Source organism: Streptomyces noursei (assembly GCF_016917755.1).
Classification (GTDB): domain Bacteria; phylum Actinomycetota; class Actinomycetes; order Streptomycetales; family Streptomycetaceae; genus Streptomyces; species Streptomyces yunnanensis.
Map to the genome: position 1 here is coordinate 5,602,532 of NZ_CP070326.1, position 23,544 is coordinate 5,626,075.

18 protein-coding genes are annotated in these 23,544 nt (G+C 73.3%); 11 read left to right on the forward strand and 7 right to left on the reverse strand.

Annotated elements, in window-relative coordinates; all coding sequences use genetic code 11:
• Window positions 1–327 precede the first annotated feature (327 nt).
• From JNO44_RS24830 to JNO44_RS24870, 9 genes are all read left to right on the forward strand, one after another.
• Window positions 328–906: an acyl carrier protein gene (locus tag JNO44_RS24830; RefSeq protein WP_073448462.1), complete on the forward strand. Its 579-nt coding sequence runs from the start codon at window positions 328–330 to the stop codon at window positions 904–906.
• Between the two features lie 60 nt (window positions 907–966).
• Window positions 967–2,319 carry a beta-ketoacyl-[acyl-carrier-protein] synthase family protein gene (locus tag JNO44_RS24835; protein ID WP_205366149.1) on the forward strand — a complete coding sequence of 451 codons (1,353 nt, stop codon included), beginning with the start codon at window positions 967–969 and terminating at the stop codon, window positions 2,317–2,319.
• Between the two features lie 8 nt (window positions 2,320–2,327).
• Window positions 2,328–3,521 (forward strand): beta-ketoacyl synthase N-terminal-like domain-containing protein, encoded by a 1,194-nt coding sequence (locus JNO44_RS24840; protein WP_205366150.1) that lies wholly within the window; start codon window positions 2,328–2,330, stop codon window positions 3,519–3,521.
• The gene (locus JNO44_RS24845; protein ID WP_205366151.1) at window positions 3,518–4,795 is read left to right on the forward strand and encodes a beta-ketoacyl-[acyl-carrier-protein] synthase family protein; all 1,278 of its coding nucleotides are present in this window, start codon (window positions 3,518–3,520) and stop codon (window positions 4,793–4,795) included. Before JNO44_RS24840 ends, JNO44_RS24845 begins: the two co-directional genes overlap by 4 nt.
• Window positions 4,785–6,143 (forward strand): beta-ketoacyl synthase N-terminal-like domain-containing protein, encoded by a 1,359-nt coding sequence (locus JNO44_RS24850; protein WP_205366152.1) that lies wholly within the window; start codon window positions 4,785–4,787, stop codon window positions 6,141–6,143. The genes JNO44_RS24845 and JNO44_RS24850 overlap by 11 nt, the downstream gene beginning before the upstream one ends.
• A 16-nt stretch (window positions 6,144–6,159) precedes the next feature.
• On the forward strand, window positions 6,160–9,063 hold the full coding sequence (locus JNO44_RS24855; RefSeq protein WP_205366153.1) for an aminotransferase class III-fold pyridoxal phosphate-dependent enzyme: 2,904 nt from the start codon (window positions 6,160–6,162) through the stop codon (window positions 9,061–9,063).
• A 128-nt stretch (window positions 9,064–9,191) separates the two neighbouring features.
• Window positions 9,192–9,938 (forward strand): 3-oxoacyl-ACP reductase family protein, encoded by a 747-nt coding sequence (locus JNO44_RS24860; RefSeq protein WP_205366154.1) that lies wholly within the window; start codon window positions 9,192–9,194, stop codon window positions 9,936–9,938.
• 10 nt (window positions 9,939–9,948) lie between these two features.
• Window positions 9,949–10,758 carry an SDR family NAD(P)-dependent oxidoreductase gene (locus JNO44_RS24865; RefSeq protein WP_205366155.1) on the forward strand — a complete coding sequence of 270 codons (810 nt, stop codon included), beginning with the start codon at window positions 9,949–9,951 and terminating at the stop codon, window positions 10,756–10,758.
• Window positions 10,748–11,614, forward strand: a complete 867-nt coding sequence (locus JNO44_RS24870) for a thioesterase II family protein (RefSeq protein ID WP_205366156.1) — start codon at window positions 10,748–10,750, stop codon at window positions 11,612–11,614. The genes JNO44_RS24865 and JNO44_RS24870 overlap by 11 nt, the downstream gene beginning before the upstream one ends.
• Here the strand turns inward: JNO44_RS24870 and JNO44_RS24875 are convergent.
• The 6 genes from JNO44_RS24875 to JNO44_RS24900 form a co-directional block, all read right to left on the reverse strand.
• Window positions 11,564–13,231 carry a TraM recognition domain-containing protein gene (locus JNO44_RS24875; protein ID WP_205366157.1) on the reverse strand — a complete coding sequence of 556 codons (1,668 nt, stop codon included), beginning with the start codon at window positions 13,229–13,231 and terminating at the stop codon, window positions 11,564–11,566. The two genes, JNO44_RS24870 and JNO44_RS24875, sit on opposite strands and share 51 nt — an antisense overlap.
• Window positions 13,228–14,676, reverse strand: a complete 1,449-nt coding sequence (locus JNO44_RS24880; RefSeq protein ID WP_073448483.1) for an ATP-binding protein — start codon at window positions 14,674–14,676, stop codon at window positions 13,228–13,230. The genes JNO44_RS24875 and JNO44_RS24880 overlap by 4 nt, the downstream gene beginning before the upstream one ends.
• 46 nt (window positions 14,677–14,722) lie before the next feature.
• On the reverse strand, window positions 14,723–16,288 hold the full coding sequence (locus JNO44_RS24885) for an SCO6880 family protein (RefSeq protein ID WP_205366158.1): 1,566 nt from the start codon (window positions 16,286–16,288) through the stop codon (window positions 14,723–14,725).
• Window positions 16,285–17,580: a hypothetical protein gene (locus JNO44_RS24890; protein ID WP_205366159.1), complete on the reverse strand. Its 1,296-nt coding sequence runs from the start codon at window positions 17,578–17,580 to the stop codon at window positions 16,285–16,287. Before JNO44_RS24890 ends, JNO44_RS24885 begins: the two co-directional genes overlap by 4 nt.
• Complete coding sequence (locus JNO44_RS24895; protein ID WP_205366160.1) at window positions 17,570–18,427, reverse strand: hypothetical protein; 858 nt, start codon at window positions 18,425–18,427, stop codon at window positions 17,570–17,572. The genes JNO44_RS24890 and JNO44_RS24895 overlap by 11 nt, the downstream gene beginning before the upstream one ends.
• 569 nt (window positions 18,428–18,996) lie before the next feature.
• A complete protein-coding gene (locus JNO44_RS24900; protein WP_039634054.1) occupies window positions 18,997–19,305 on the reverse strand; it encodes a hypothetical protein in 309 nt (102 codons plus the stop codon).
• Between the two features lie 497 nt (window positions 19,306–19,802).
• Here JNO44_RS24900 and JNO44_RS24905 point away from each other — a divergent pair, with 497 nt between their 5' ends.
• Both JNO44_RS24905 and JNO44_RS24910 read left to right on the forward strand, forming a co-directional pair.
• Window positions 19,803–20,807, forward strand: coding sequence for a C40 family peptidase (locus JNO44_RS24905; protein ID WP_039634053.1), 1,005 nt, complete (start codon window positions 19,803–19,805; stop codon window positions 20,805–20,807).
• Window positions 20,808–21,027: 220 nt separating this feature from the next.
• Complete coding sequence (locus tag JNO44_RS24910; protein ID WP_205366161.1) at window positions 21,028–21,750, forward strand: phosphatase PAP2 family protein; 723 nt, start codon at window positions 21,028–21,030, stop codon at window positions 21,748–21,750.
• A gap of 121 nt (window positions 21,751–21,871) precedes the next feature.
• On the opposite strand, the gene JNO44_RS24915 is transcribed toward JNO44_RS24910, so the two are convergent.
• Window positions 21,872–23,458: an FAD-binding oxidoreductase gene (locus JNO44_RS24915; RefSeq protein ID WP_205366162.1), complete on the reverse strand. Its 1,587-nt coding sequence runs from the start codon at window positions 23,456–23,458 to the stop codon at window positions 21,872–21,874.
• Window positions 23,459–23,544: the final 86 nt, after the last annotated feature.

A 23,544-nucleotide genomic window follows, 5' to 3' on the forward strand; every position in this document is an offset into this window, starting at 1 on the left:
TTCGGAAGTTTTCCCGTTCTCTTGTGTCCGCAGCGTGAACCGGTCGTTTTCATGACCTGATGTCATGCCTTGGGCGGGCAATCCAACAACTTCTTCACCGAGCGGCAGCCTGCCGTGACGGTCGCCGAAAGAGGTTTCGGGCGACGTCATGAAAGGCGTGCCGAGCGGAATCGCACCCTCACGTATGCGCGATGTCCGGCGCTTTTGGCGACCTTATCGCGAATGCGTCGACAATGCGCTGCCGAGTATTTCTGCTGCCGTTTTCCGGGAATTTTCACGGCTGGTCGACGGTGGTATCCAAGAGCGCTCAAAAACGAGGAGAGAGCCATGCAGAACCCCTATCAGGCCGAGCAGATCCACGACATCGTGCGGGAGGGCCTGGCCCAGGTCCTGGGCACCGGTGTCGACGAGATCACCGCGGATGCCACCCTCGTCGCCGACCTGGGGGCGGAATCCCTCGACCTGGTCGAATTCCGCTTCGAAATGGAGACCAAGCTCGGCGTGGCGCTGCCCAAGTCGAACGTCCTGGACCAGCTCGCCACCACGCTCGGCGGCTCCGAGCAGCTCTACGACGAGCGCGGCGGCATCACCGAACTGGCCGCCGAGGTGCTGCGCCGCAGCGCGTTCGGCTACTCCGCGGAGCAGGTGCACGCCGGCCAGCGGCCGTACGAGGTCGCCGCGGCGGCCACCAGCGCGCACTGGGCCGCCTTCACCCACGCGATCTTCGACCACCTGCCCGAGAACTGCACCGAGTGCGGCGCCGACAAGGCCGAACCGGCCGCGTCCGGCAAGGCGATCTGCGCCGGCTGCGGCGCCGCGCTGGAGGCGGCCACCGGCGACGAGGTGATGGCCGAGGGCGTGCGGGCCGCGCTCGCCGCCCTGGGGCACGCCCAGCCCGTCGGCTGACCGTCCGCGGCCGGTGCGGAAGGCGTCGCTCGTCGTGCGAGTCGTGCGAAAGGAAAGCAAGTGACACCCCACATACCCAACGGGGCCGAACACGAGGTCGTGGTGACCGGGATCGGCCTGGTCGCCGGGGAACTGACCGACCCGGAGGCGCTGTTCGACCACATCGCGGAAGGACGCACGCTCATCACCGAGCACCCCCGCCACAAGGAGTGGGGCGTCCCCTGTGCGGTCTCGGCGCACATCGACCCGCAGGTCCGGCAGGCGCTGACCGACGCGGCGCCCGAAGAGGCCGGGTCGCTGGGGCCGGCCGGCGTCCTCGCCTGGCACGCCGCCGCCCAGGCATGGCAGCGCAGCGGACTGCCGCGGCGGCTGGACACCGAGCGCGGCGGCGTCTTCCTGGCCTGCAACCGCATGGTCATGGAGCCGGCCGAACTCACCGCGCTGGCCGCCCACGTGGACCACGAGGCGGGGGCCCTGGACCTGGACGGCTACCTGGAGCGGCTCGACGACCCCGCGGCGCCCGCCGCGGACGGTGCGGACGGCGCGGCCGGCGGACTCGATCCGCGGCGGCACGAGAGGATCCAGCCGGACTCCGCCACCGCCGCGCTCGCCGACTACTTCGGCGCGACCGGCGTCCTGGAGACCCGCGCGGACGCCTGTGCCGCCGGCGGCATGGCGATCGGCAGTGCCTACCGCTACATCCGCAGCGGCGCGCTCGACGTGGCGCTCGCCGGGGGCGCCGAGAGCCTGACCACGCTGACCGCGGTCACCGCCTTCTACGGGGTGGGTGCGCTCGCCCCGGCGGACGGGCGGGACCCGGCGCGGATCAGCCGCCCGTTCGACAAGGACCGCTCCGGCTTCGTCATCGGGGACGGCGCGGCCTTCCTCGTCCTGGAGTCCCGGGCGCACGCCGAGGCGCGCGGCGCCCGCATCCTGGCCACGGTCGCCGGGTACGCCGGGGTGACCGAGGCGGTGAAGATGACGTCCAGTTCGCGGGACGGCTCGGACTACGCGCAGTGCATGCGGGCCGCGCTCGGCGACGCCGGGCTCGCCCCGGAGGACATCGACCACGTCAACGCGCACGGCACCTCGACCGAGGCCAACGACACCTGCGAGGCGGCGGCCCTGCACACCGTCTTCGGGGCGCGCGCCGCGCAGCTCCCGGTCACCGGCAACAAGTCCGCCATGGGGCACTCGCTGGCGAACAGCGGGGCGGCCGAGGCGGTGCTGTCGGTGCTCAGCCTCCAGCGGCAGACGCTGCTGCCGACGCTGAACTTCGCCGAACCGGACGAGGTCACCCGCGGGTTGGACATCGTCACCGAGCGGCGCCCGGCGCGGGTGACCACGGTGCTGTCCAACTCCTTCGGCTTCGGGGGCCAGAACTGCTCCCTGATCCTGGCCGAGGCGGGGTGAGCGCGGCCATGACGACACACGACGTACGACTGACCGCGCCCGGCCTGCTCACCGCGGCCGGTACCGACCCGGGCGACCTGTGGGAGGCCCTGGTCGCCGGCAAGGACACCCGCCGGCCGACCGAGGCCCTGGCGGGCCCGTGGCCGGAGTTCGACACCGCTTTCCTGGTGGACGACCCGGACGCGGCCACCCTCGGGGTGCACCGCAGGGTGCTGCGGACCTCGGAGAAGCAGGCCCGGATGGCGCTCCACGGGGCGCGGCTGGCGCTGGCGGGCCCGGCGGAGCGCGGCCCGGTGGGCGGCCCCGGTTGGGGGCTCTACCTCGGACTGCCCACGGTAGACGAGGAGTTACTGCGGTTCGGCGCCCTGGACCGGCTGCACAAGGCCGCCGGTTCGCCGGCGGAGGTCGCCGCCCTCTACGGCCGGGAGGTCCCGCCGTTCAGCGGGCTCTCGCACCTCAACAGCACCGCGGCCGCGCACATCTCGGCGGTCTTCGGGCTCACCGGGGCCATGGCCGCGTACTCGCCGTTCTCGGACGCGGGCCTCACGGCCCTGATCGACGGGGCGCTGTCGGTCGCCGAGGGGGAGAACGAGGTGGCGCTGGTCGGGGCGGTGAGCCCCAAGGTGCATCCGCTGCTCTTCGCGCAGTACGAGGAGCTGGGGTGGAACGGCGCGGTACCGGGCGAGGGGGCGGCCTTCCTGCTCGCCGAGCGAGCCCCCGGCGGTGCTGTCGGCTCCGTCGGCCCGGTGGCCGGCTCCGGGGTCCCCGGGGCGCGGCTGGCCGGCTACGGGCGGGCCTTCGGCGCCGGGCCGCAGGACCGTGCCGAGGCGCTCGTCGAGGCCGTCCACGCGGCGCTGGAGACGGCCGGCACGGACGCCGGCGGGATCGGCTGGGTGCTGCCCGACGCCGCCTGGACGGCGGACGGCGCGCGGTCCCAGGACGCCGCGCTGGACCGGGTCTTCGCGGGCGCAGCGGACCGGCCCGCGCGGTTCACCAGCGAGCCGGCCACCGGGGTACTGGGCCCCGCCCACCCGTTGGCGCACGCGGTGCTGGCGCTGCACGGCCTGGCCGCCGGGCGGCGGTTGGTCGCCGACGGCGACGCGGTGCGCGAGGAGGCGCTGCCCGCCCCGCGGGCCCTGGTGCTGGCCTGTGGCGCACGCGGCCAGGTGTGCGCCGTCGTACTGGAAGGAGCCGAGAAATGAGCCGCCGCGTCGTGGTGACCGGACTGGGCGCCGTCTGCGGACTGGGGCTCGACTGGCAGACCATGTGGGAGGGCCTGACCGCGGGCCGGTCGGCGATCCGCGCCTGGCAACTGCCCGGCGTCCCGGACTTCCCGGTGCGCTACGCGGCGCCGGTCGACGACGCGGAGTTCGCCGCGCGGTACGGCGCCGAGGCGGACTCGGACCGGCCGCTGGAGCGGCGCGCCCGGTTCGGGCTGGCCGCCGCCGCGCAGGCGCTGGCCGACGCCGGGATCGACGGGCCGGGCACGGTGGGCCGGATCGGCACCGCGGTCGGCTCGGGCGTACCGGAGCGCGACCCCTACGAGCTGCTGCACGCGATCGGCGAGGACGGGCAGCCCGGCTGGCAGACGCTCTTCGGACGGCGCGACCGGCTGGACCGGGCCAGCGGGCTGTTCTGCACCAACGACGCGCTGGCGGCCGGGATCGCGGCGCGGCACCGGCTGCGCGGACCGGCGCTGAACTTCTCCACCGCCTGCGCCGGGGCCACCCACGCCGTCGGCCACGGCTTTCGGATGATCCGGCGCGGGGAGGTGGACGCGATGGTGGTGGGCGGCGCCGACTCGGTGCTGAACCTGCCGACCATGACCGGGCTGCACCTGTTGGGCGCGCCGTCCACGTCGGAGCTGTTCGGGGACCGGCTGTGCCGGGCCTTCGACCGGGACCGCAGCGGGCTGGTGGCCGCCGAGGGCGCGGCCATGGTGGTGCTGGAGAGCGAGCAGAGCGCCCGGCGGCGGGGCGCGACGATCTACGCCGAACTGGCCGGTTTCGGCACCTCGTTGGACGCCTATCAGGTCACCGCCCCGCACCCGGAAGGGCACGGCGCGGCGCTGGCGATGAGCCGGGCGCTGGCGGACGGCCAGGTGGCGCCGGACGCGGTGGACTCCATCAACGCGCACGGCACCTCCACCCCCCTGAACGACCCGATCGAGACCCGGGCGATCAAGGACGTGTTCGCGGCCGGCGCGCACTACCGGAAGCTGGCGGTCACCGCCAACAAGACGATGCTCGGGCACCTGATCGCCGCCGCCGGCGCGCCCGAGCTGATCGCCACCGTGCTGTCCGTACGGGACGGCATCGTGCCGCCGACGCTGAATCTGGAGAACCCGGATCCGGCCTGCGACCTGGACTACGTGCCGGAGAAGGCGCGGTACCAGGAGGTGTCGGTGGCTGTGAGCAATTCCTTCGGCTTCGGCGGACTCAACGCCAGTCTGGTGGTGCGTGGTTATGAGCACTGACATCGTTTCCAGCGCGGACAGCGCCGGGCGCGCGCCGGCGCCCGACCCGTCCTTCGACCCCGACGCGATCGTCGTCACCGGCATCGGTGCCGTACTGCCCACCGGGCGCGGGCCCGAGGCCCTGTGGACGGCCTGGCGCGAGGCGCGGCCGGCGCTCACGCCCTACCAGGACCCCTACGTCCGGACGAAGAAGATCACCCACTTCGGGCACGTCCCCGCAGACCTCCAGCAGCTCAGCCGGGACAGCGTCCCCCACAAGCTGCGGAAGTTCGGCACCGGGTTCACCTTCAACGCGGTGCTGGCCGCCGAGGACGCCATGCGGCAGGCCGGCGAGAGCTGGCAGGCCATCCCCGAGGAGCGGCGCGGGCTCTACGTCGCCCAGGACGACTCCACCGAACTGAGCGTGGCCGCCTTCCACAAGGCGCTCGACCAGGCCCGTACCGACACCTCGCCGCAGGTCGGCGCGGACCTCACCCGGGTGGTGGCGGAGGCGTTCGGCAACGCCGCGACGTTCAACCCGTTCACCGTCATCCGGGCGCTGAACAACAACACCCTGGCGCTGGTCAGCATCGCCCAGCGGTTCCGCGGCGACTGCGCGGCGTTCGTCCAGGACGCCGGGGCCGCGCTGGGTGCCCTCCAGCGGGCCGCGTTCGGCCTCCGCCAGGGCGACTGCGACACCGCGCTGGTCGTCGGCGCCGGCAGCTACAACGAGCCGCTGAAGCTGGCGGCGCAGTACCGCGCCGGCAACCTCACGGCCGGCGACCACGACGCGGCCCCGCTGCGCAGCTTCGACGCCGGCCGGGACGGCACGGTGCTGGCCGAGGGCGCGGTGGCGCTGGTCCTGGAGCGGGCCGGGGACGCCGCGGCGCGCGGGGCCCGCCCGCTGGTGGAGGTGCTGGGCGCGGCGCTGCGGCCCGCCGTGGACAGCGGCGTCGGCCCGGCCGCGCTGGCCGAGAGCGCCCGCGGGCTGATGGCCGCGCACGGGGTGACGCCGGACTCCCTCGGCGCCGTACTGGCCGACGGCAAGGGCACCGTCCACCACGACGCCGCCGAGGCCGAGCTGCTGCGCGCGCTGCTGAAGGACAGCGGCGTCCCGGTCAGCTCCGTACGGCCGGTCGTCGGCACCCTGGGGGCCGCCGGGCCGCTGGCCGAACTGGCGCTGGCGCCCAGCCTGTTCGCCGCCGGTGAGCTGCCGCCGATCGCGCACCTGGCGACCCCGCCGGACGACGGCACCGACTTCGTCACCGGGACGGCCCGCAAGCGGCGGATCGACTCCGTCCTCAGCCTGCACAGCAGTTTCAACGGGTTCGCCGGAGCACTGCTCGCCAAGCGGCCGCACCTCGTCTAGGAGAGACCACCAGCCAATGTCAGCTACCTCAGCGTTCACCGAGTTCGTACAGCCCCAGATGGGCCGGTTGTTCACCGCCCTGGGGCTGGACGTGGAGTACGAGCGGGCCGAGGGCAACACCCTCTACCACCGCGACGACCAGGGCGAGCTGGTGCCGGTCCTGGACCTGATGGGCGGCTACGGCTCGCTGATCCTCGGCCACAACCACCCGGAGATCGTCGCGCACGCCAAGGAACTGCTGGACCAGAACCGCGCGGTGCACGCCCAGTTCTCGCTGCGCGGCGAGGCCGGCCGACTCGGCGCCGCGCTCAGCGACGTGGTCCGCCGGGAGACCGGCATCAAGGAGCCGTACCTGGCCACCTTCGGCAACAGCGGCGCCGAGGCCGTCGAGGCGGCCGTCAAACACGCCGAGCTGGTCCGGGTGACCAAGGCGGCGGCGCTCGCCGAGGAGATCGCGGCCCACCTGGAGGCGGCCCGGGACGCGGTCCGCAGCGGCGCGGCCACCGTCGACCCGGACGCCCACCAACTGCCCGCCCTCCAGGGGCAGGTCGCCCCGGCCGCCGGCATCGAGGGGCTGCTGGCCGCGATCGGCGCGCACAACGCGGCGGCGCTGGCCACCAAGCCGCTCTTCCTGGCGCTGGAGCGGTCCTTCCACGGCAAGCTCGTCGGCAGCGTCCAGCTCACCTACAACGCCGGCTTCCGCACCCCGTTCCAGAACCTGGGCACGCGGGTCCGCTTCGTCCCCATGGACCGGCCGGAGCTGCTGGACCGGATCGCCGAGGACGAGCGGGTGGTGCTGCTCGACACCGAGCTGGCCGACGGCCGGGTGCGGGTCGTCGAACGGGACTTCCCCGCCATCACCGCCTTCATGGTCGAGCCGGTGCAGGGCGAGGGCGGCATCCACGCGCTCACCGCCGAACAGGGCCGCGCCATCCGGCTGTTCTGCAACAAGGTCGGCACCGCGCTGATCATCGACGAGGTGCAGAGCGGCATGGGCCGCTGCGGCGCCTTCCTGGCCAGCTCGCTGATCGGGCTGCGCGGCGACTACTACACGCTGTCCAAGTCGCTGGGCGGCGGACTGGCCAAGGTCTCCGCGATGCTCGTCCGCCGGTCGCTGTACCAGGGCGAGTTCGACCTGATCCACAGCTCGACGTTCGCCATGGACGACTTCTCCTCGTCCATCGCCCGCAAGGTCGTCGAGATGCTGGAGGCCGACGACGGGCGGGTGTACCGACAGGTCACCGAGCGCGGCGAGCGACTGGTGGAGATGCTGGCCGACCTCAAGTCGGCCTACCCGGACGTCATCGAGGCGATCCGCGGCAAGGGCCTGTTCGTCGGCGTCCAACTGCGCGACCAGGGCGGGGCCCGCTCCATGGTGCTGCGCGGCAGCGCCTACACCGGTGCGCTGGGCTATCTGCTCTCCGGCTACCTGCTGCGCCAGGAGCGGATCCGGATCGCGCCGACCGGCAGCGCCGGCAACGTGCTGCGCATCCAGCCGTCCGCGCACCTCACCGACGAGGAGATCGAGCGGCTGCGCGGTGCGCTGGACCGGCTCTGCCGCATCCTGCGCTACGAGGACACCCTGCACCTGGTCCACCCGGCCAGCGACCGGACGATCCCCAAGCCGCGGGCGGAGATCCGCGACTTCCGCGGCGCCGTCGAGGGCTATGAGCAGGGCGCGCCGCGCCCGGTGACCGGCCCGGTCCGCAAGGTGGCGTTCGTCAACCACCTGATCACCCCGGCCCATCTGCGGCAGGTGGACCCGGCGCTGGCCGACTTCGGCGACGCCGCGCTGCGCTCGTTCGTCCTCGGCATGGACCCGGTGAAGAAGGCCGCGCCCTATCCGGGCGTGCGGATCGACTCGCCGCTGGGCAGCGCCGTGGAGTTCGCGCTCTACCCGCTGATGGTGGGCTCCGAGCAGATGGGCGGCTACCTGGCGTCCGGGGACGTCACCGGGATCCGGGCGGACGTCGAGGAGCGGGTGCGGGCCGCCCGCGAGGACGGCTGCGAGGTCGCCGGGCTCGGCATGTACACCTCGATCGTCACCCACAACTGCACTTCCCTGAACGTCCCGGGCATCGCGCTGACCTCCGGGAACGCGCTGACCGTCGCGATGGGCGTGCGGGCCATGGAGCGCGGCGCGCGCGACCGCGGCTTCGCGGTCGCCGACGCCACCCTGGCGGTGGTCGGCGCGGCCGGCAACATCGCGTCCGTCTACAGCCAGCTGTTCGCCGAGAAGCTCGACCGGATCGTGCTGGTGGGCAGCCGCAGGGACGGCTCGGCGCGCCGGCTGCGCACCACCGTGCACGGCATCTACCAGGAGGTCTGGGCGCGGATCGCGGCCGGCGGCGAGCTGACCGGCATCCCGGCCCGGCTCGCCGAGGAGCCGCTGATCACCAAGTGGCTGGCCGAGGGGCAGTCCACTGGGGACGCCGACGACGCCGAGCGCGGCAAGGCGATCGCCGCCCACCTGGAGGAGCGGTACGGGCAGGACCCGTTCCTGACCGTCACCCAGGACAGCGACGCGCTCCGCGAGGCACAGCTGGTGCTGTGCGCCTCCAACAGCCCCGAGCCGTTCCTGACCGGGGAGCACTTCGCGCCCGACGCGGTGGTCTGCGACATCGCGGTCCCCAACAACGCGGTGCCGGACCTGACCGCGCGGCGCCCGGACCTGGCGTACATGCTCGGCGGCATCGTCGCCACGCCCCACGGCGAGAGCCTGCACCCCTCGGCGCGGGCCTTCCTGGAGGCCGGCCAGCTCTTCGCCTGCATGGCGGAGACCGCGCTGATGGGCCTGGCCGGCATCGACCGGCACTACTCCTACGGGAACATCAGCCGCCAGCAGGTCCTCGACATCGCCGCGCTGGCCGACGCGCACGGGCTGCGGCTCGCCGACTACAAGAGCGCGCACTCGGTGTGAACTCCCCCAGCTCACGCTGGGGGTAACCCCGGGGCGCCGCACGCGACCCGTCGCAGGCATCCACCGCGTGCGGCGCCCCGCACCCCCCACACCGTATTCCCCACCGGACCCGAGAGGACGACAGCGTCATGGAATTCGCAGGCCAGGTGGCACTGGTGACCGGCGGCAGCCGGGGCATCGGCCGCGCCATCGCCGTCAAACTGGCGGAGGAGGGGTGCGACATCGCCCTCAACTACCGCAGCGCGACGGCCGAGGCGGAACAGGTCGCCGAGCAGATCGCGAAGCTGGGCCGCAAGGTCGAGCTGTTCCAGGGGGACATCGCCGACCCCGAGGTGCCCCACACGGTGGTCTCCGGCGTCCGCTCCTCCTTCGGGCGGATCGACGTCCTGGTGAACAACGCCGGGATCACCCGCGACGAACTGCTGGTCAACCAGGGCCTCGCCGACATCGAGGACGTGCTGCGCACCAACCTCGTCGGCCCGATGCTCACCGTCCAGGCGGCGGCGCCCGCGATGCTGCGCCAGCGCTACGGCCGGATCGTCAACCTCTCCTCGTCCGCCGCCTCCAAGCCGGGCCGCGGCCAGTCCAACTACGCGGCGGCCAAGGGCGGTCTGGAGTCCTTCACCAAGGCGATGGCGGTGGAGCTGGCCTCCCGGAACATCCTCGTCAACGCGGTCGCCCCGGGCGTGATCAACACCGACATGACCGACACCATCCGCGCCCACGGCGAGGACGAGATCATGAGCCGGCTGCTGCTGAAGAAGTACGCCGAACCCGAGACGATCGCCGACGCCGTGGCGTACCTCGCCAGCCCGCGCAACACCTACACCACGGGCGAGGTACTGCACGTCGACGGCGGCCTGAAGATGGCGTGAGGGACCGGACATGACCGAACTGGACACCCCCGTCGCCGCCCCGGCAGCGGGCGAACTGGCCGGCCGGACCGCGGTGGTCACCGGCGCCGCCCAGGGCATCGGCCGCGAAGTGGCGCTGCTGCTGGCCGAGTCCGGCGCCGCCCGCCTGATCCTGCTCGACCGGGACGCCGCCCAACTGGACACCGTCGCCAAGGAGGTGCGCTCCCTCGGCGCGCAGGCCACCGCGCTCGCCGCGGACCTGCGCGACCGGGCGGCGGTCCGCACCGGGCTGCGCACCGCGCTGCGCGCCGCCGGGCAGCTGCACATCCTGGTCAACAACGCCGGCGTCGCCGACGAGAACGGCCCGGACGACGAGGACACCTGGCTGCGGGTGCTCGACATCAACCTGCACGGCACCTTCGCGGTCACCGCCGCCTGCCTGGAGTACCTCGTCGACAAGGGCCGGATCGTCAACGTCTCCTCGATCCTCGGCAAGGCCGGCAAGATGCGGAACACCGCCTACTGCGCCTCCAAGCACGGCCTGATCGGCTACACCAAGGGCCTCGCCCTGGACCTGGCGTCCCGCGGCATCACCGTCAACGCCGTGCTGCCGGGCTGGATCGACACCCCGATGCTGCGCCGCGAGATCGCCGCCTCCGCCGCGGAGATCGGCGCCGACCCGGCCCGGATGCTGCGCCAGGCGCGCAAGTCCGTCCCGCTGCGGCGGCTGGTCGAGGCGCGGGAGGCCGCCGAACTCATCGGCTTCCTGGCGTCCGACCGGGCGGCCGCCATCACGGCGCAGTCCCTCACCGTCGACGGGGGCTACACCCGTGGGATGTGACACCGGGACGGTCGCCCTTCCCCGGCCGCGGCCGGCGCCCGCCGCGGACCCGTGGCTGCGGCGGCTGCGCCCGGGGCCGGCGCACCCCGCGGCCGGCGCCGCCCGGGTCGTCTGCTTCCCGCACGCCGGCGGCGGCGCCGGCACCTACCGGCCGCTGGCCACCGCCGTCGCCGCCCGCACCGTCGGCGACCGCCCCCACGAGCTGCTGGCGGTCCAGTACCCGGGGCGGAACGACCGGATCCGGGAGGCCCGCGTCGAGGACCTGCGGACGCTGGCGGCCGGCGCCCACCGGGCGGTCGCGGCGCTGGCCGACCGCCCGCTGGTCCTGTTGGGCCACAGCATGGGCGCCCTGGTGGCCTACGAGGTGGCCCGCCTCCTGGAACGGGACGGGACCGGCCCGGCGCACCTGGTCGTCTCCGGCGCCTGGGCGCCGTCCCGGGTGCGCGGCGGCACGGTCCACCTCAGGGACGACGACGGGCTGATCGACGAGATCCGGCGCACCCGGGGCACCGACCCGCGCCTGCTGGACAACCGGGACGTGCTGGCCATGGCGCTGCCCGTGGTCCGCAGCGACTACAAGGCCGTGGAGACCTACCGGCACCGGCCCGGCCCGGCGCTGGCCACCCCGGTCACCGCGCTGACCGGCGACCGCGACCCGCTGGTCACCGTCGAGGAGGCGGCGGCCTGGGCGGAGCACACCGCCGGCGGCTTCCGGCTGCGGGTCTTCCCCGGCGGCGACCACTTCTACCTCACCGGGCACTGGCCGGAGGTGGCGGACCACCTGGTCACCGCCCCGCCGCGCCCGTCAGGCCGGTGCGAAGTCCTGCGGCCAGCGGGCGCGGGCCTGCTCGCGTGAGCGCATGGTGGCCAACGTCAGCAGGCCGCGCTCCCGGCCCGTCTCCAGCAGGCCCGGCAGGGCGGGCAGCGGGGCGAGCGCGGCGATGTCGTCCAGGACGAGGGTGAGTGGTGGGTCGAGCCGACCGGCGGATGACCGTTCGGCCATGCGGCGGCCGTGCTCGACCACGTGCGAGAGGAGTGCGGTGAGCAGCGGCATCGCACCCGGGTCGGTGCGCGGGTCCTCGATGGACTCGCCCACCAGGTACAGCGTTCCCCCCTCGGCGACGAATGATTCGAGGACGAGCGCATCGGCTCGCAGCGGATTGCTGGCGTCGCGGATGTGCACCGAGGACAGCGCGGCCAACGCCCGGCCGAGCAACTCCTTCGCCAGTTCCCGGCGTTCGGCGTGCGCGGTGAGCACCGACTCCAGCTCGCCGGCCTGCCCGGCGGACGCCCCGGCGTGGGTGCGCAGGATGCGCACCGGCTCCTGGGCGCCGCCCGCGGCGTGCGCCCAGCGGTGCAGCTGACGGAACGGGCGGTCGTCCAGCGCGGCGGCGTGCAGCCAGCAGCGCAGCAGGGTCTGTGCGGCGTCCGCGACGGCCGAGTCCAGTGCGCTGGCCGGGCGGACCGGGGCCAGCAGCGCGACGGCGCGGGCCGCCGCGGTGCCGATGTCCTCGCAGCCCGCGGTGGGCGACCAGCGCAGCCGGGCCGGGGTGTCCAGGAGGTGCGTGGGGTCGTAGACCAGCAGCGGGCCCAGCTTGGCGCGGGCGTCCTTGGTCTCGGCCCACAGGGCGGGATCGGTGGTGGCGAGCACGAGTGGGCCGGGCGCGGCGGTGGCGGCGGCCAGCGCCGCGGCGCGGGCGGCGGCCCGGTCGCGGCCGAACTCTACGCGGGGGAGCGCCGGTTCGGACTCCGGGGACGGTTCCGGCGGGGCCGCGGCGGCGGTGCCGCGCTGCTCGGGGAGCGGGCCGGGGACCGGCAGCGGTGCCGCGGCCCGGGCCGGCGTCTGCGGGACGGCGGGCGCCACCCCGGGCCCGGGGGCCGCCGGGCCCGTCGCGGGCGGCGAGGGGGGCCGTGGAGCGGCTTGCGGGGTGGGTCGTGGGGCGGTCGGCGCGGCCGTCTCGGCCGCCGCGGGGGCGCCCGGCCGGCCGGCCCGCGCCCGTGCGGCCTGCGCGCGCCGCTCGGCCCGCCGGGTCGCCCGCACGGTCCGGTACCGCGTCACCGTCCCCAGCACGAAGATCGACAGCACCAGCAGCACCATCAGCTCGCCGACGAACAGCCCCCAGAACAGGCCGTAGCCCGACAGCTGCTCCTTCGGGGCGTCCGGCCAGGCCGCCGCGATGTCGTGCGGCGCGGCGATCAAGTGCCGCAGCGCCAGCGGCGTACCGGTGTACGTCACCCCCGACGGCCAGCCGCCGTGTGCGAGCAGGCCGGCCAGTCCGGTCGCCGTCCACACCACCAGGGTCAGCCCCAGCAGGAAGCCGATCAGCCCCACCAGCAGGGCGTCGGGGACGCCCCGGTTCCTGGGCCGGCCGCCCGGGCGGCCCGCCGCGCCGTGGTGGTCACCGTCGTAGCCGCGGCCGTCCCGAGGGCGGTAGCCGGCGCCGGCGCTGTCTTCGTCGTATCCGCGCGTCACGCCACCGTCTCGCTCGACTCGTCCCGCAACTGCCGTTCCATCGCGATGGCCTCGGCGCGCGCCTCGGCCTCGGCGTCCGCCGCCAGCGCCAGCGCGCGTGCCTCGTCCGTCGGCAGGGAGGCCGACTCGGTCATCGCCCGGTCGGTGTAGACCAGCGGGCGCTCGGCCTCGGTGATGAGGTGCTTGACGACCTGCACATTGCCGTTGACGTCCCAGACGGCGATACCGGGGGTCAGGGTCGGAATGATCTCCACCGCCCAGCGCGGCAGCCCGAGCACCCGCCCGGTGGCCCGCGCCTCGTCGGCCTTCTGGGCGTAGATGGTCCGGGTGGACGCCATCTTCAGGATCGCCGCGGCCTCCCGCGCCGCCGCGCCGTCCACCACGTCGCTGAGGTGGTGGACGACGGCCACGAAGGACAGGCCCAGCCGGCGGCCGAACTTCAGCAGCCGCTGGAAGAGCTGGGCCACGAACGGCGAGTTGATGATGTGCCAGGCTTCCTCGACCAGGAAGATCCGCTTCTTGCGGTCGGGCCGGATCCAGGTGTGCTCCAGCCACACCCCCACGATCGCCATCAGGATCGGCATCGCGATGGAGTTCCGGTCGATGTGCGAGAGGTCGAAGACGATCAGCGGCGCGTCCAGGTCGATGCCGGCCGAGGTCGGGCCGTCGAACATCCCGCGCAGGTCGCCGTCGACCAGCCGGTCCAGCACCAGCGCCACGTCCAGGCCCCAGGCGCGGACGTCGTCTATGTCGACGTTCATCGCCTCCGCGGACGCCGGCTCGGGGTGTCGCAGCTGCTCGACGATGTCGGACAGCACCGGCTGCCGGCTGCGGGACAGGCCGTCCGTGCCGTCCTCGTAGGTGCTCAGCACCGCCGCGTGCGCCACCTTCAGGGCGAAGCCGGCGCGTTCGTCCAGACCGTGCCCCATGGCGACCTCGATGATCGTCCGGAGCAGGGCCAGCTGACCGGTGGTGGTGATCGAGGGGTCGAGCGGGTTGAGGCGGATGCCGCCGTTGAGGGCGGCGGTCGGGTCCAGGCGGATGGGGGTTATCCCCAGCTGCTGGGCGATGAGGTTCCACTCGCCGACGCCGTCCTCGCCCTGCGCGTCCAGCACCACGACCTGCCGGTCGCGGAACCGCAGCTGCCGCAGCACATAGGTCTTCTCCAGCGCGGACTTGCCGTTGCCGGACTCGCCGAGCACCAGCCAGTGCGGCGCCGGCAGCTGCTGCCCGTAGAGCTGGAAGGGGTCGTAGATGTACCCCTTGCCGGAGTACACCTCGCGCCCGATGATCACGCCCGAGTCGCCGAGCCCGGGAGCCGCCGTCGGCAGGTAGACCGCCTGCGCCTGACCGGTGGAGGTGCGTACGGGCAGCCGTGTCGTCTCCACCTTCCCGTACAGGAAGCTGGTGAAGGCTTCGGTGAGGGCACCGAGCGGGTCGAACATGGCCATGACGTACGCGCCTCCCAGGGCTTCAGCGGCGTTGGCGGCGTTAGCGGCGGATACCGGTCGCGAACGGCAGGGTGTTCACGAACGCTCGATGGTGTTCACGGTCGCACCACTCCAGCTTGAGGTAGGACTTGCCCGCCGAGGCGCGGATGGTCCGCTTGTCGCGGGCCAGCGCCTCGGGCGACCGGGACGAGACGGTGAGGTAGCCGACGAGGTTGACGCCGGCCGCGCCGGACGCCAGGTCCTCGCCGCGCTGGTCCACCCGGCCGTGGTGCGCCACGTCCCGCGGGTCCACCACCCGGTTCATCTTCGCCGCGCGACTGGCCTCCGCGTCGTCGTTGGTCTTCTCCGTCAGCATCCGCTCGATGGCCACCTCGGTGGGCTCCAGATCCATGCAGACCGCGACCGTCCGGATCACGTCCGGGGTGTGCACGAGCAGCGGCGCGAGGAAGTTGACGCCCACCGGGGTCAGCGGCCACTCCTTGATCCAGGCGGTGGAGTGGCACCACGGCGCCCGCGTCGAGGACTCCCGGGTCTTGGCCTGGAGGTACGTCGGCTCGGTCGCGTCCAGCTCGGCCGGCCAGGCGTTGCGCCTGCTCATCGCCTGGATGTGGTCGATCGGGTGGTCCGGGTCGTACATGGAGTGCACCAGGGACGCCAGGCGCGCCTGCCCGAGCGGCTGGCGCACCCGGATGTCCGCCTCCGTCAACCGGGCGCAGATGTCCGTCAGCTCACGGGCCATCACCACCGCCAGCCCGGCGTCCCGGTCCAGCTTCCGGCGCAGCAGCCCGCCGCGCTGGGCGGCCGCGGCGCGGGCCATGGTGACCGCCTCGGCGGCCAGCTCCCGGGTGTAGTGCATGCAGGCGACCAGATAGGCCCGGTGCTGCTCGGACGACGTCGACACCATCGACTGCAACTGGTCGTAGGACTCCTGCAGCCACCGCGGGGAGTCGACGTCGCCCCGCTGGGTGACGTCCTTGGCGTGCGCGTCCGGGTCGGCGGGCAGCGTGCGCGCCAGCATCTGCAGCCGCGTCACGAAGCCGTCCCCGTTGGCGACGTGCTTCAGCAGCGTGCCGAACCGGTCGACCAGCGCCTCCTGGTCCTCGCTGTCCCGCAGGCCGACGCCCGGCCCCTCGATCTCGATCGCCGCGGTCACCGTCCGCCGGTCGGCGTGCAGCAGCACCGCGATCTCGTCCGGCCCGAACGGCGCCGACAGCCAACTGATCCGCCCGATCCCGGGCGGCGGCCCGATCTCCACTTCCCTCCCGTCCAGCCGTACCCCGGCTTCCATGGCCCCGGAGCGGTACACCGCCCCTCCCTTGCGCACCGTCCGCCGGAAACTCCGCCGGACCTCGAACCACTTGTAGTACGTACGCCCCTTGTACGGCACGTAGACCACGGCCAGCCCCAGCATCGGGAACCCCGTCAGCGAGGCGATCCGCAGCGGCAGCGAGGGCACCAGCAGCCCGCACACCATCCCGAGGAACGCGCCGGCGATGATCAGCGTGATCTCGCCGGTCTCCCGGTTCTTGCCGACGACGGCGTTGGGCCGGGCACGGCCGATCAGATACGTGCGCCGCGGCGCGATCGGCTGGGACGGCGTGCTCAACGCCCCTCACCTCCAGGAGTCTTGCCGGTGCGGGGGCCGCCGGTGCCGGGGTTCGTCCGCGGGGCCGGCGCCGCCGGGGTCGCCCGGGAGCCGTGTGCGGCGACACCGCCGGAGACCGCGTCGGCCGGCCGGGACTGCCCGCCCTGGGCGCCACCCCCGCCGTCGCCGCCCGACCGGCGGGCGCTGTGCGTCTTGATGCCCTGCGAGACCAGCGCCGCGGGCGACGAGATCATGGCGGCCGCCTGACTGCCGTCGGTGGCCCGTCCCTTGCTCGACCGCGCCGAGACCATCTCGTCGCCGAAGCCCGGCACGAAGCGGTAGATCACCGCACTCGCGAAGATCGCCAGGATGATGATGGCCAGCCCGGACACCACGGCCGAGAAGGCGTTCGGCCCCTTGTCCCCGGAGAGCGCGCCGGCGATCCCCAGCACGATCACGATCACCGGCTTCACCATGATCACCGCGATCATGATGCCGGCCCAGCGGCGGACGTGGCCCCACATGTTCTTGTCGACCAGCCCGGCGTACACCACCGTCCCCAGCAGCGCCCCGACGTACAGCAGCGCGGCCCGGATCACCAGCTCCAGCCACAGCACACCGGCGGCCAGCACGGACACCAGCGACACCACGATCAGCATGATCGGGCCGCCGCCGATGTCCGTCCCCTTGGTCAGCGCCTGTGAGAACGCCCCGAAGAACGTGTCGGTCTGCGCCCCCGTCCCCTTCGCGATGATCTCGGTGACCCCGTCGGTCGCCGACACCACCGTGTACAGGATCAACGGCGTGAACGCGGACGCCAGCACCGTCAGCCAGAGGAACCCGACCGCCTCGCTGATCGCCTCGGTCAGCCGCACGCCCCGCACGGCCCGCTTGGCGACGGCCAGCAGCCACAGCACCAGCGTGAGCACCGTGGACGCGGCGAAGACCACCGCGTACTGCCGCAGAAACGCCGCATTCGTGAAGTCCACCTGAGAGGTCGCCTTCACGGCCCCCGACAATTTATCGACAATCCACGCAGCGGCCTTGGCGCACCCCTGCGCAAGCGAACCGAGGGGGTCGAGGGGGTTGTTGTCGAGGGGGTTGCTCGGGAGCTTCGGCGCGCCGGTGCCCGCCGTGTCGCCTGTCTGGCAGAACTGCTTCTGCGCGCCGGGGACGAGGTCGCAGGCGTCACCGGAGGGCTTGGGGCTCGGGTCGGCGAAGGCGCGGGTGGCGAAGAGGACCAGTGAGGTTTGCACTGCCGCCACCACGGACACGCGGGACAGGGCGCGGCGGCCGAGCGGACTACCGGGCATAGGTGAAACCTCCGTACCCTGCGACCGCTCCCGCGATCTCCTTCGCCCCGGACGCGGGAACGTCACCGCTGACCGGCGCCGGACCGTTCTTCTGCGCGTAGCTCAGCGTCTTCCAGTCGGCGCCGGTCCACGTCAGCTTCATGGTGAAGGTGAGCCAGTCCGTGGTGACCGGCTTGGTGGAGCCCTCGCCGGCCAGGCCGAGCAGCCCGGTGCACCACACCTCGACGGTCGCCTCGGTGGGTGAGAAGGCCGTGGCCTTGGTGCCGACCGGGATGGTGCGGTTGACGAAGGTCATCCCGGCCGGGGCGGTGCCGTCGGGCTTCAGCCCCGCGTTCTTGAAGAACGCCGGCGAGTACGCGCTGTCGAGCTTGCTCTGGAGGGCGGCCACGGCCGGCGGCGCCATGACCGTGTTGACGATCTGGTGCCGCTGGTCGCGGTTGAACATGGTGCTGGAGCCCAGCGCCACCACGTAGTTGGCCGCCGCCGACTGCGCCCCCTGTTCCGTCTGCGGGAACCCCGAGGCGATGCCGCCGGTCTTGCCGGTGACCGGCTTGGTGCCGGTGGGGGCGGTCGGTTGGGCCGCGGCCTGGTCCTTGGTGGAGTCGCCGGAGCCGGTGCCGGAGCCGGTCTCGTCGTTGCCGCTGCCGCCGCGGTTGGCGAAGGCGATGGCCGCGATCAGCAGGACGACCACGCCGACGACCGTGATGAGGTTGCGGCTGGAGAGGCCGGACCGGGCGCGGCGGGGCGCGCCGTAGGTGTCGCTCTCGCCGTCGGGAAGTCTGGTCCGGGTCTGGCCCGTGCCGGTGCCGCGGCCGTCGCCGTAGCCTCCGTCGTCGCCGATACTCATCGCGCCTGTGCCCCCTCTGCCGCCATCGCCGCTGCCGCCCTCGCCGTCCGTGCCGTTGGTGTGCCGCCTTCATATGACCGTAGCTGCGTGGGCGGCGGCTCGGGTGAAGTGGTACGAGTACATCTCACCGTGACGGTTCCTCAGTTGCTGGGCGGCAGAGGCGAATGGGGGACTCTGGGCGGTTTGTGCCCCTCGTCCGCCGAACGCCCGCCGCGGCCTGCTGGTCTCCGGAACCACCTGTCCCCGCGTCGCGGGCAACCCAATCGGCCCGCTGGTGGCGGGCGTGGTCACGGCGCGGCTCGGGGCCCCTTGGGACGGGGTGAAGGGGCGTCAGCATGGGGCCTCGGGCAGGGGGGTGGGGCACATCGGGGTACGGGAGGGCATGGGGCGGCGGAGGGAGGTCGGGTGGGGGCGCACGGGGAGCGGCGCGGGGACGGGTGCGTGCCGACGTGCGCGGTGTGGTGACCGGTGGCGGCGGGCAGGGCTGGGGGTGGGGCCCTCCCCCGCGCCGGGCGCCCGGGCCGTCCGGCGGCCGGGAGGGCGGGCGCCGGCCCGCCGTCGCCCGGCGGCTAGACGGCCATGCCGTAGACGATGGTGAACAGCGTGCCCAGCGAGCCGATGATGAAGACGCCGGTGAGGCCGGCCACGATCAGGCCCTTGCCCTGCTCGGCGCTGAAGGTGTCGCGGAGCGCGGTGGCGCCGATGCGCTGCTTGGCGGCGCCCCAGATGGCGATGCCGAGGCAGATCAGGATCGCCACCGCCATGATGACCTGCACCATCACGCGGGCCTCGTTGCCCAGGGTGCCGAACGGCCCCCAGTCCGGGGCGATGCCGCCGATGATGGTGGTGATGTCGCCTTTTTCGGCCGCAATGAACATGTGAGAACTCACCGCCCCATTATGGGTAGTTGCCGGGTCGTGCCGTGCGGCACGGAATCAGTCTCTATCTTCGCTGACAAAGACGCCATCAGATGTCGACTTGGCGGCTTTCTTTGACGGATCCGGTGGGGGTGTGGTGTGTGCGGCCCCGTCCGTCGTCCGTCGCCTCCCCCTTGTCTCACCGTGTGTATCACGGGCGATAACGCTGAGCAATGACTGTCGGGGTGGGGCGGGAGTGGGGTGAGGGGCAGGGCGGGGGCATGGCCCCTGGGCGGTGTGTACTTGAGGGGCGGCGGCGCCAAGGAGCGGTGCGGGGCGGCGGCCTGACGCGCCGGAGGATCGGCCGCGTCGGAGCGCGGGGGGCGGCGGATGTGACAGGAATCGCACACCGTTCGAAGCGCCCCGTGCGCTGCTCCGTGCGCCTCGGTGCGGCGGCAGGGCGCGCGGTGGCCGACGAAAGGGCTGTGAACCGGGCCTGAATGGGGGAGGGTTGTGGGGTGCGGAAATTCTGGACGACCGGCGGGCTCGGGGTGGGGCTGTTGCTCCTCCTGGTCGGGCTGCTCGTGATCGGGACGTACGGGGCGGCGGCCGGACTGGCGGGCGCCGCCGGCCGGGCGGTCGGGCTGGCCAAGGGGGCGGTGCCGGCCGCGTACCAGTCACTGGTCCAGAAGTGGGGGACGCTCTGCCCGGCCATCAACCCGGCACTGCTGGCGGCCCAGCTCTATCAGGAGAGCGGCTGGAACGCGCATGCGCAGAGCCCCGCGGACGCGCGCGGCATAGCGCAGTTCATCCCGGGGACGTGGGCCACCCACGGCATCGACGGCAACGGCGACGGCAAGAAGGACATCTGGGATCCGGAGGACGCCATTCCGTCGGCCGCCTCGTACGACTGTGAACTGGCCAGTTATGTGAAGGACGCGGCGGGCAACGCCACCGCGAACATGCTCGCGGCGTACAACGCGGGCGCGTACCGCGTCATCCAGTACAACGGCGTCCCGCCCTACCAGGAGACGCAGAACTACGTGAAGACCATCACGACGCTGGCCAAGAGCTTCGAGGCGCCGGTCGGCCCGGTGGCGCCCTCCCGGCAGGCCGCGGCGGCCATCTACTTCGCCCAGGGGAAGCTCGGCACGCCCTATCTGTGGGGCGGCAACGGAACGGCGGACCAGGGCGGGCGGTTCGACTGCTCCGGTCTGACCAAGGCCGCCTACGAGTCGGTGGGCATCGGGCTGCCGCGGGTGGCCAACGACCAGTGGAACGCCGGTCCGCACCCGAAGCGGAACGAGCTGCTCCCGGGCGACCTGGTGTTCTTCGCCTACGACCTGAACGACCCGCGGTCCATCCACCACGTGGGCCTCTACGTCGGCGGTGGATACATGATCAACGCGCCCTACACCGGTGCGGTGATCCGGTTCGACAAGATCGACACGCCGGACTACATCGGCGCCACCCGCGTGACGTCGGATGGCGCGAAAGCACTCCCCACCGGGAACGCCGGGTGAACATAAGTCCTGAGCTGCGGCGACGTGTCAAGCTTCGATAACGTCCTGGTGATCATCCCGTGGAGAGTGGAACGCCGGGGGTGGGTCGCGCGTTTCCTTGGCGTGGGGACACAGCAGCGCCCGCGGCAGCACGGGCTCGACGGCCGCACAGATCGGCAACGGGGGTTGGTAGCACTGGGCGGCGCTCGCAGGGCGCGCGGAAGATAAGGGGCCACGGCAGATGGCTGGACTCGCATTCGAGGGGCCGAACCCCGATGTCGACGTTCTCGACGGCATCAACGGCCTCGCGAAGGACGCCCCGCAGTGGGTGAACCGCGCGATGGAGTTCATCGGTGAGTACGGCATCATCGCCGCCCTCGGAGTGCTGTGTCTGATCGCCTGGTGGGTCGCCCGCCGTCGGCCCGAGCGGGGGCCGGCCACGATCGCCGGACTGCTCTGGGCGCCGCTGGCCGCCGGGTTGGCGCTGCTGGCCAACATCCCGATCCGCGGGTTCGTCGAGCGTCCCCGGCCGTTCAAGGACCACACCGGGCTCGCGGTGCTGATCCCCGGCAAGAGCGACTTCTCGTTCGTCAGCGACCACGCCACGCTCACCATGGCCGTCGGCGTCGGCCTGTTCATCGCGCACCGCCGGTTCGGCCTGATCGGGATCGGGCTGGCGCTGCTGGAGGGCTTCTGCCGGGTCTACATGGGCGTGCACTACCCGACGGACGTGATCGGCGGGTTCGCCCTCGGCACGGCCGTCGCGCTGCTGCTGGCGCCGCTCGCGCAGGCACTGCTGGTGCCGCTGATGACGGCGATCGAGCGGTCGCCGCTGGCCTGGCTGGTCCGGGCCGGGGGCCGGACGGAGCGGGCGGCGGACGGCCGCGACGCCGAGCCCGGCCCGATGATGGCCGCCGAGCCGGCGCTGCGCCACCACGAGCGGGACAAGGACCTGGCGGCCTGAGGCCGTCCGCCGCGGCACGACGGCACGACGGTGCGACGGCGCGCCGGACGCGCAGGGCGATGGCCCGGCCCCTTCCCCAGGGGCCGGGCCATCGGCGTTCCGTGGGCGGGCCCAGGGAGCGTCAGAGGGCCTGGGCGAAGGTGCTGAACAGCCGCTGCGGGTCGTAGGTCTGCTTGACCTTGTCGAGGCGGGCGGCGCCCGCGCCGTAGTAGGCCGACTTCCAGTCGGACAGGCCGGGGTCGGTGTAGTTCTGGTACGCCGCGCCCGAGGAGTGACGGCGCATCGCGCCGTGGAAGGCGTCCAGCCAGGCGGTGCGGGTGGCGCCGGAGCCTCCGGCCGGCCAGGACGCCAGGTACTGGGCGAGGAAGCGGGACCGGCGGTGGACGAAGGCGGTGTCGCCGGCGCCCACGCGGTTGATCGCGCCGCCCAGCGCGGTCAGCGCGACGTTGCCGGTGACGCCCTTGCGGCCGCCGCTCTCGATCTGCGCCAGCAGGGTCTGGACGCCCGCCGCGGACAGCGAGCGGTCGAAGAAGTGCGAGCGGGCCGCGTAGGTCTCCCGGCCCAGCTTCCCGTCCCCGGTGTGGCCGGGGAGGGTGCCCGGCATGTGGCACTGGGCGGTGGACTTGGAGGAGCAGCCCGCGTACGCCTCCATCGCGTCCAGGTAGCCGATCGGGGTGAGGCTGACGCGGGTGGCGGGGCCGGGGCCGCCGGGCTGGTCGGCGAGCTTGTCCACGGCGTTCTGGAGGTCGCGGTAGCCGCCGAGGGAGAAGGCCGCGACGGAGACGGCGGGGGTGCCGCCGGGGCGGGCGTCGAAGTGGGCGGCGGACCATATCTCGTCGGCCTGGTCCGGGCCCCACTTCTGCCAGGAGCCCAGCACCGCCGCGGCCTTCGCCCACGGCCAGGTCATGTACGCCATCACCGCGCGGGGCGCCGGGTGGGTGCGGAAGCGGAGTTCGGTGACCACGCCGAAGTTGCCGTTGCCGGCGCCGCGCAGCGCCCAGAAGAGGTCGGGGTGGTGGTCCTTGTCGCAGTCGACGGTCTTGCCGTCGGCCGTGACGACGGTCGCGCCGACCAGGCTGTCGCAGGTCAGGCCGTACGCGCGGGAGACCACGCCGTGGCCGCCGCCGAGCGTCAGCCCGGATATGCCGACGGTGGGGCAGGAGCCGCCGGGGACCGTGACGCCGTGCGGGGCGAGTCCCTCGTAGACGTCGATGAGCTTGGCGCCGGCGCCGATCCGGGTGGTCCCGCCGGACGGCGCGCCGACCTTGTTCAGCGCCGAGACGTCGATGATGAGCTTGCCGTCGCCGCTGGAGAAGCCGGCGTAGGAGTGGCCGCCGCTGCGGATGGCGACGGGGGCGTTGTAACGCCGGGCGAAGGCCAGGCACTCGGCGATGTCACCGGGGTGCTTGACGTAGGCGATGGCGGACGGCTTCAGGTTGTCGAAGCGGGTGTTGTACAGGCGGCGGGCGGAGGCGTAGGCGGCGTCGGTCGTGCGTATCAGGTCGCCGTCCAGGCCCTTGCCGAGCGCGCTCCAGGCGGCCTGGGTGGCGGGGCTCTTGGCGGTGGCCGCGGTGCTCAAGGCGCCTGTGGTGGTGCCGGTGGAGGAGGCCGCCGCGGCGGGGCGCCCGCCCGAGTCGCAGCCGGTGGCCCAGGCGAGGGAGGTGGCCGCGATTCCGCCGCCGGCCGTCAGGAGTGTGCGCCGCTTCACTGGGATGAATCCCCCTTGGTTGTCGTACGGTCCGGCCCCGGCCCGCCGGTCGTCCGGCCGGTGGGCGCGGGGCGCTGTGCCGGGAC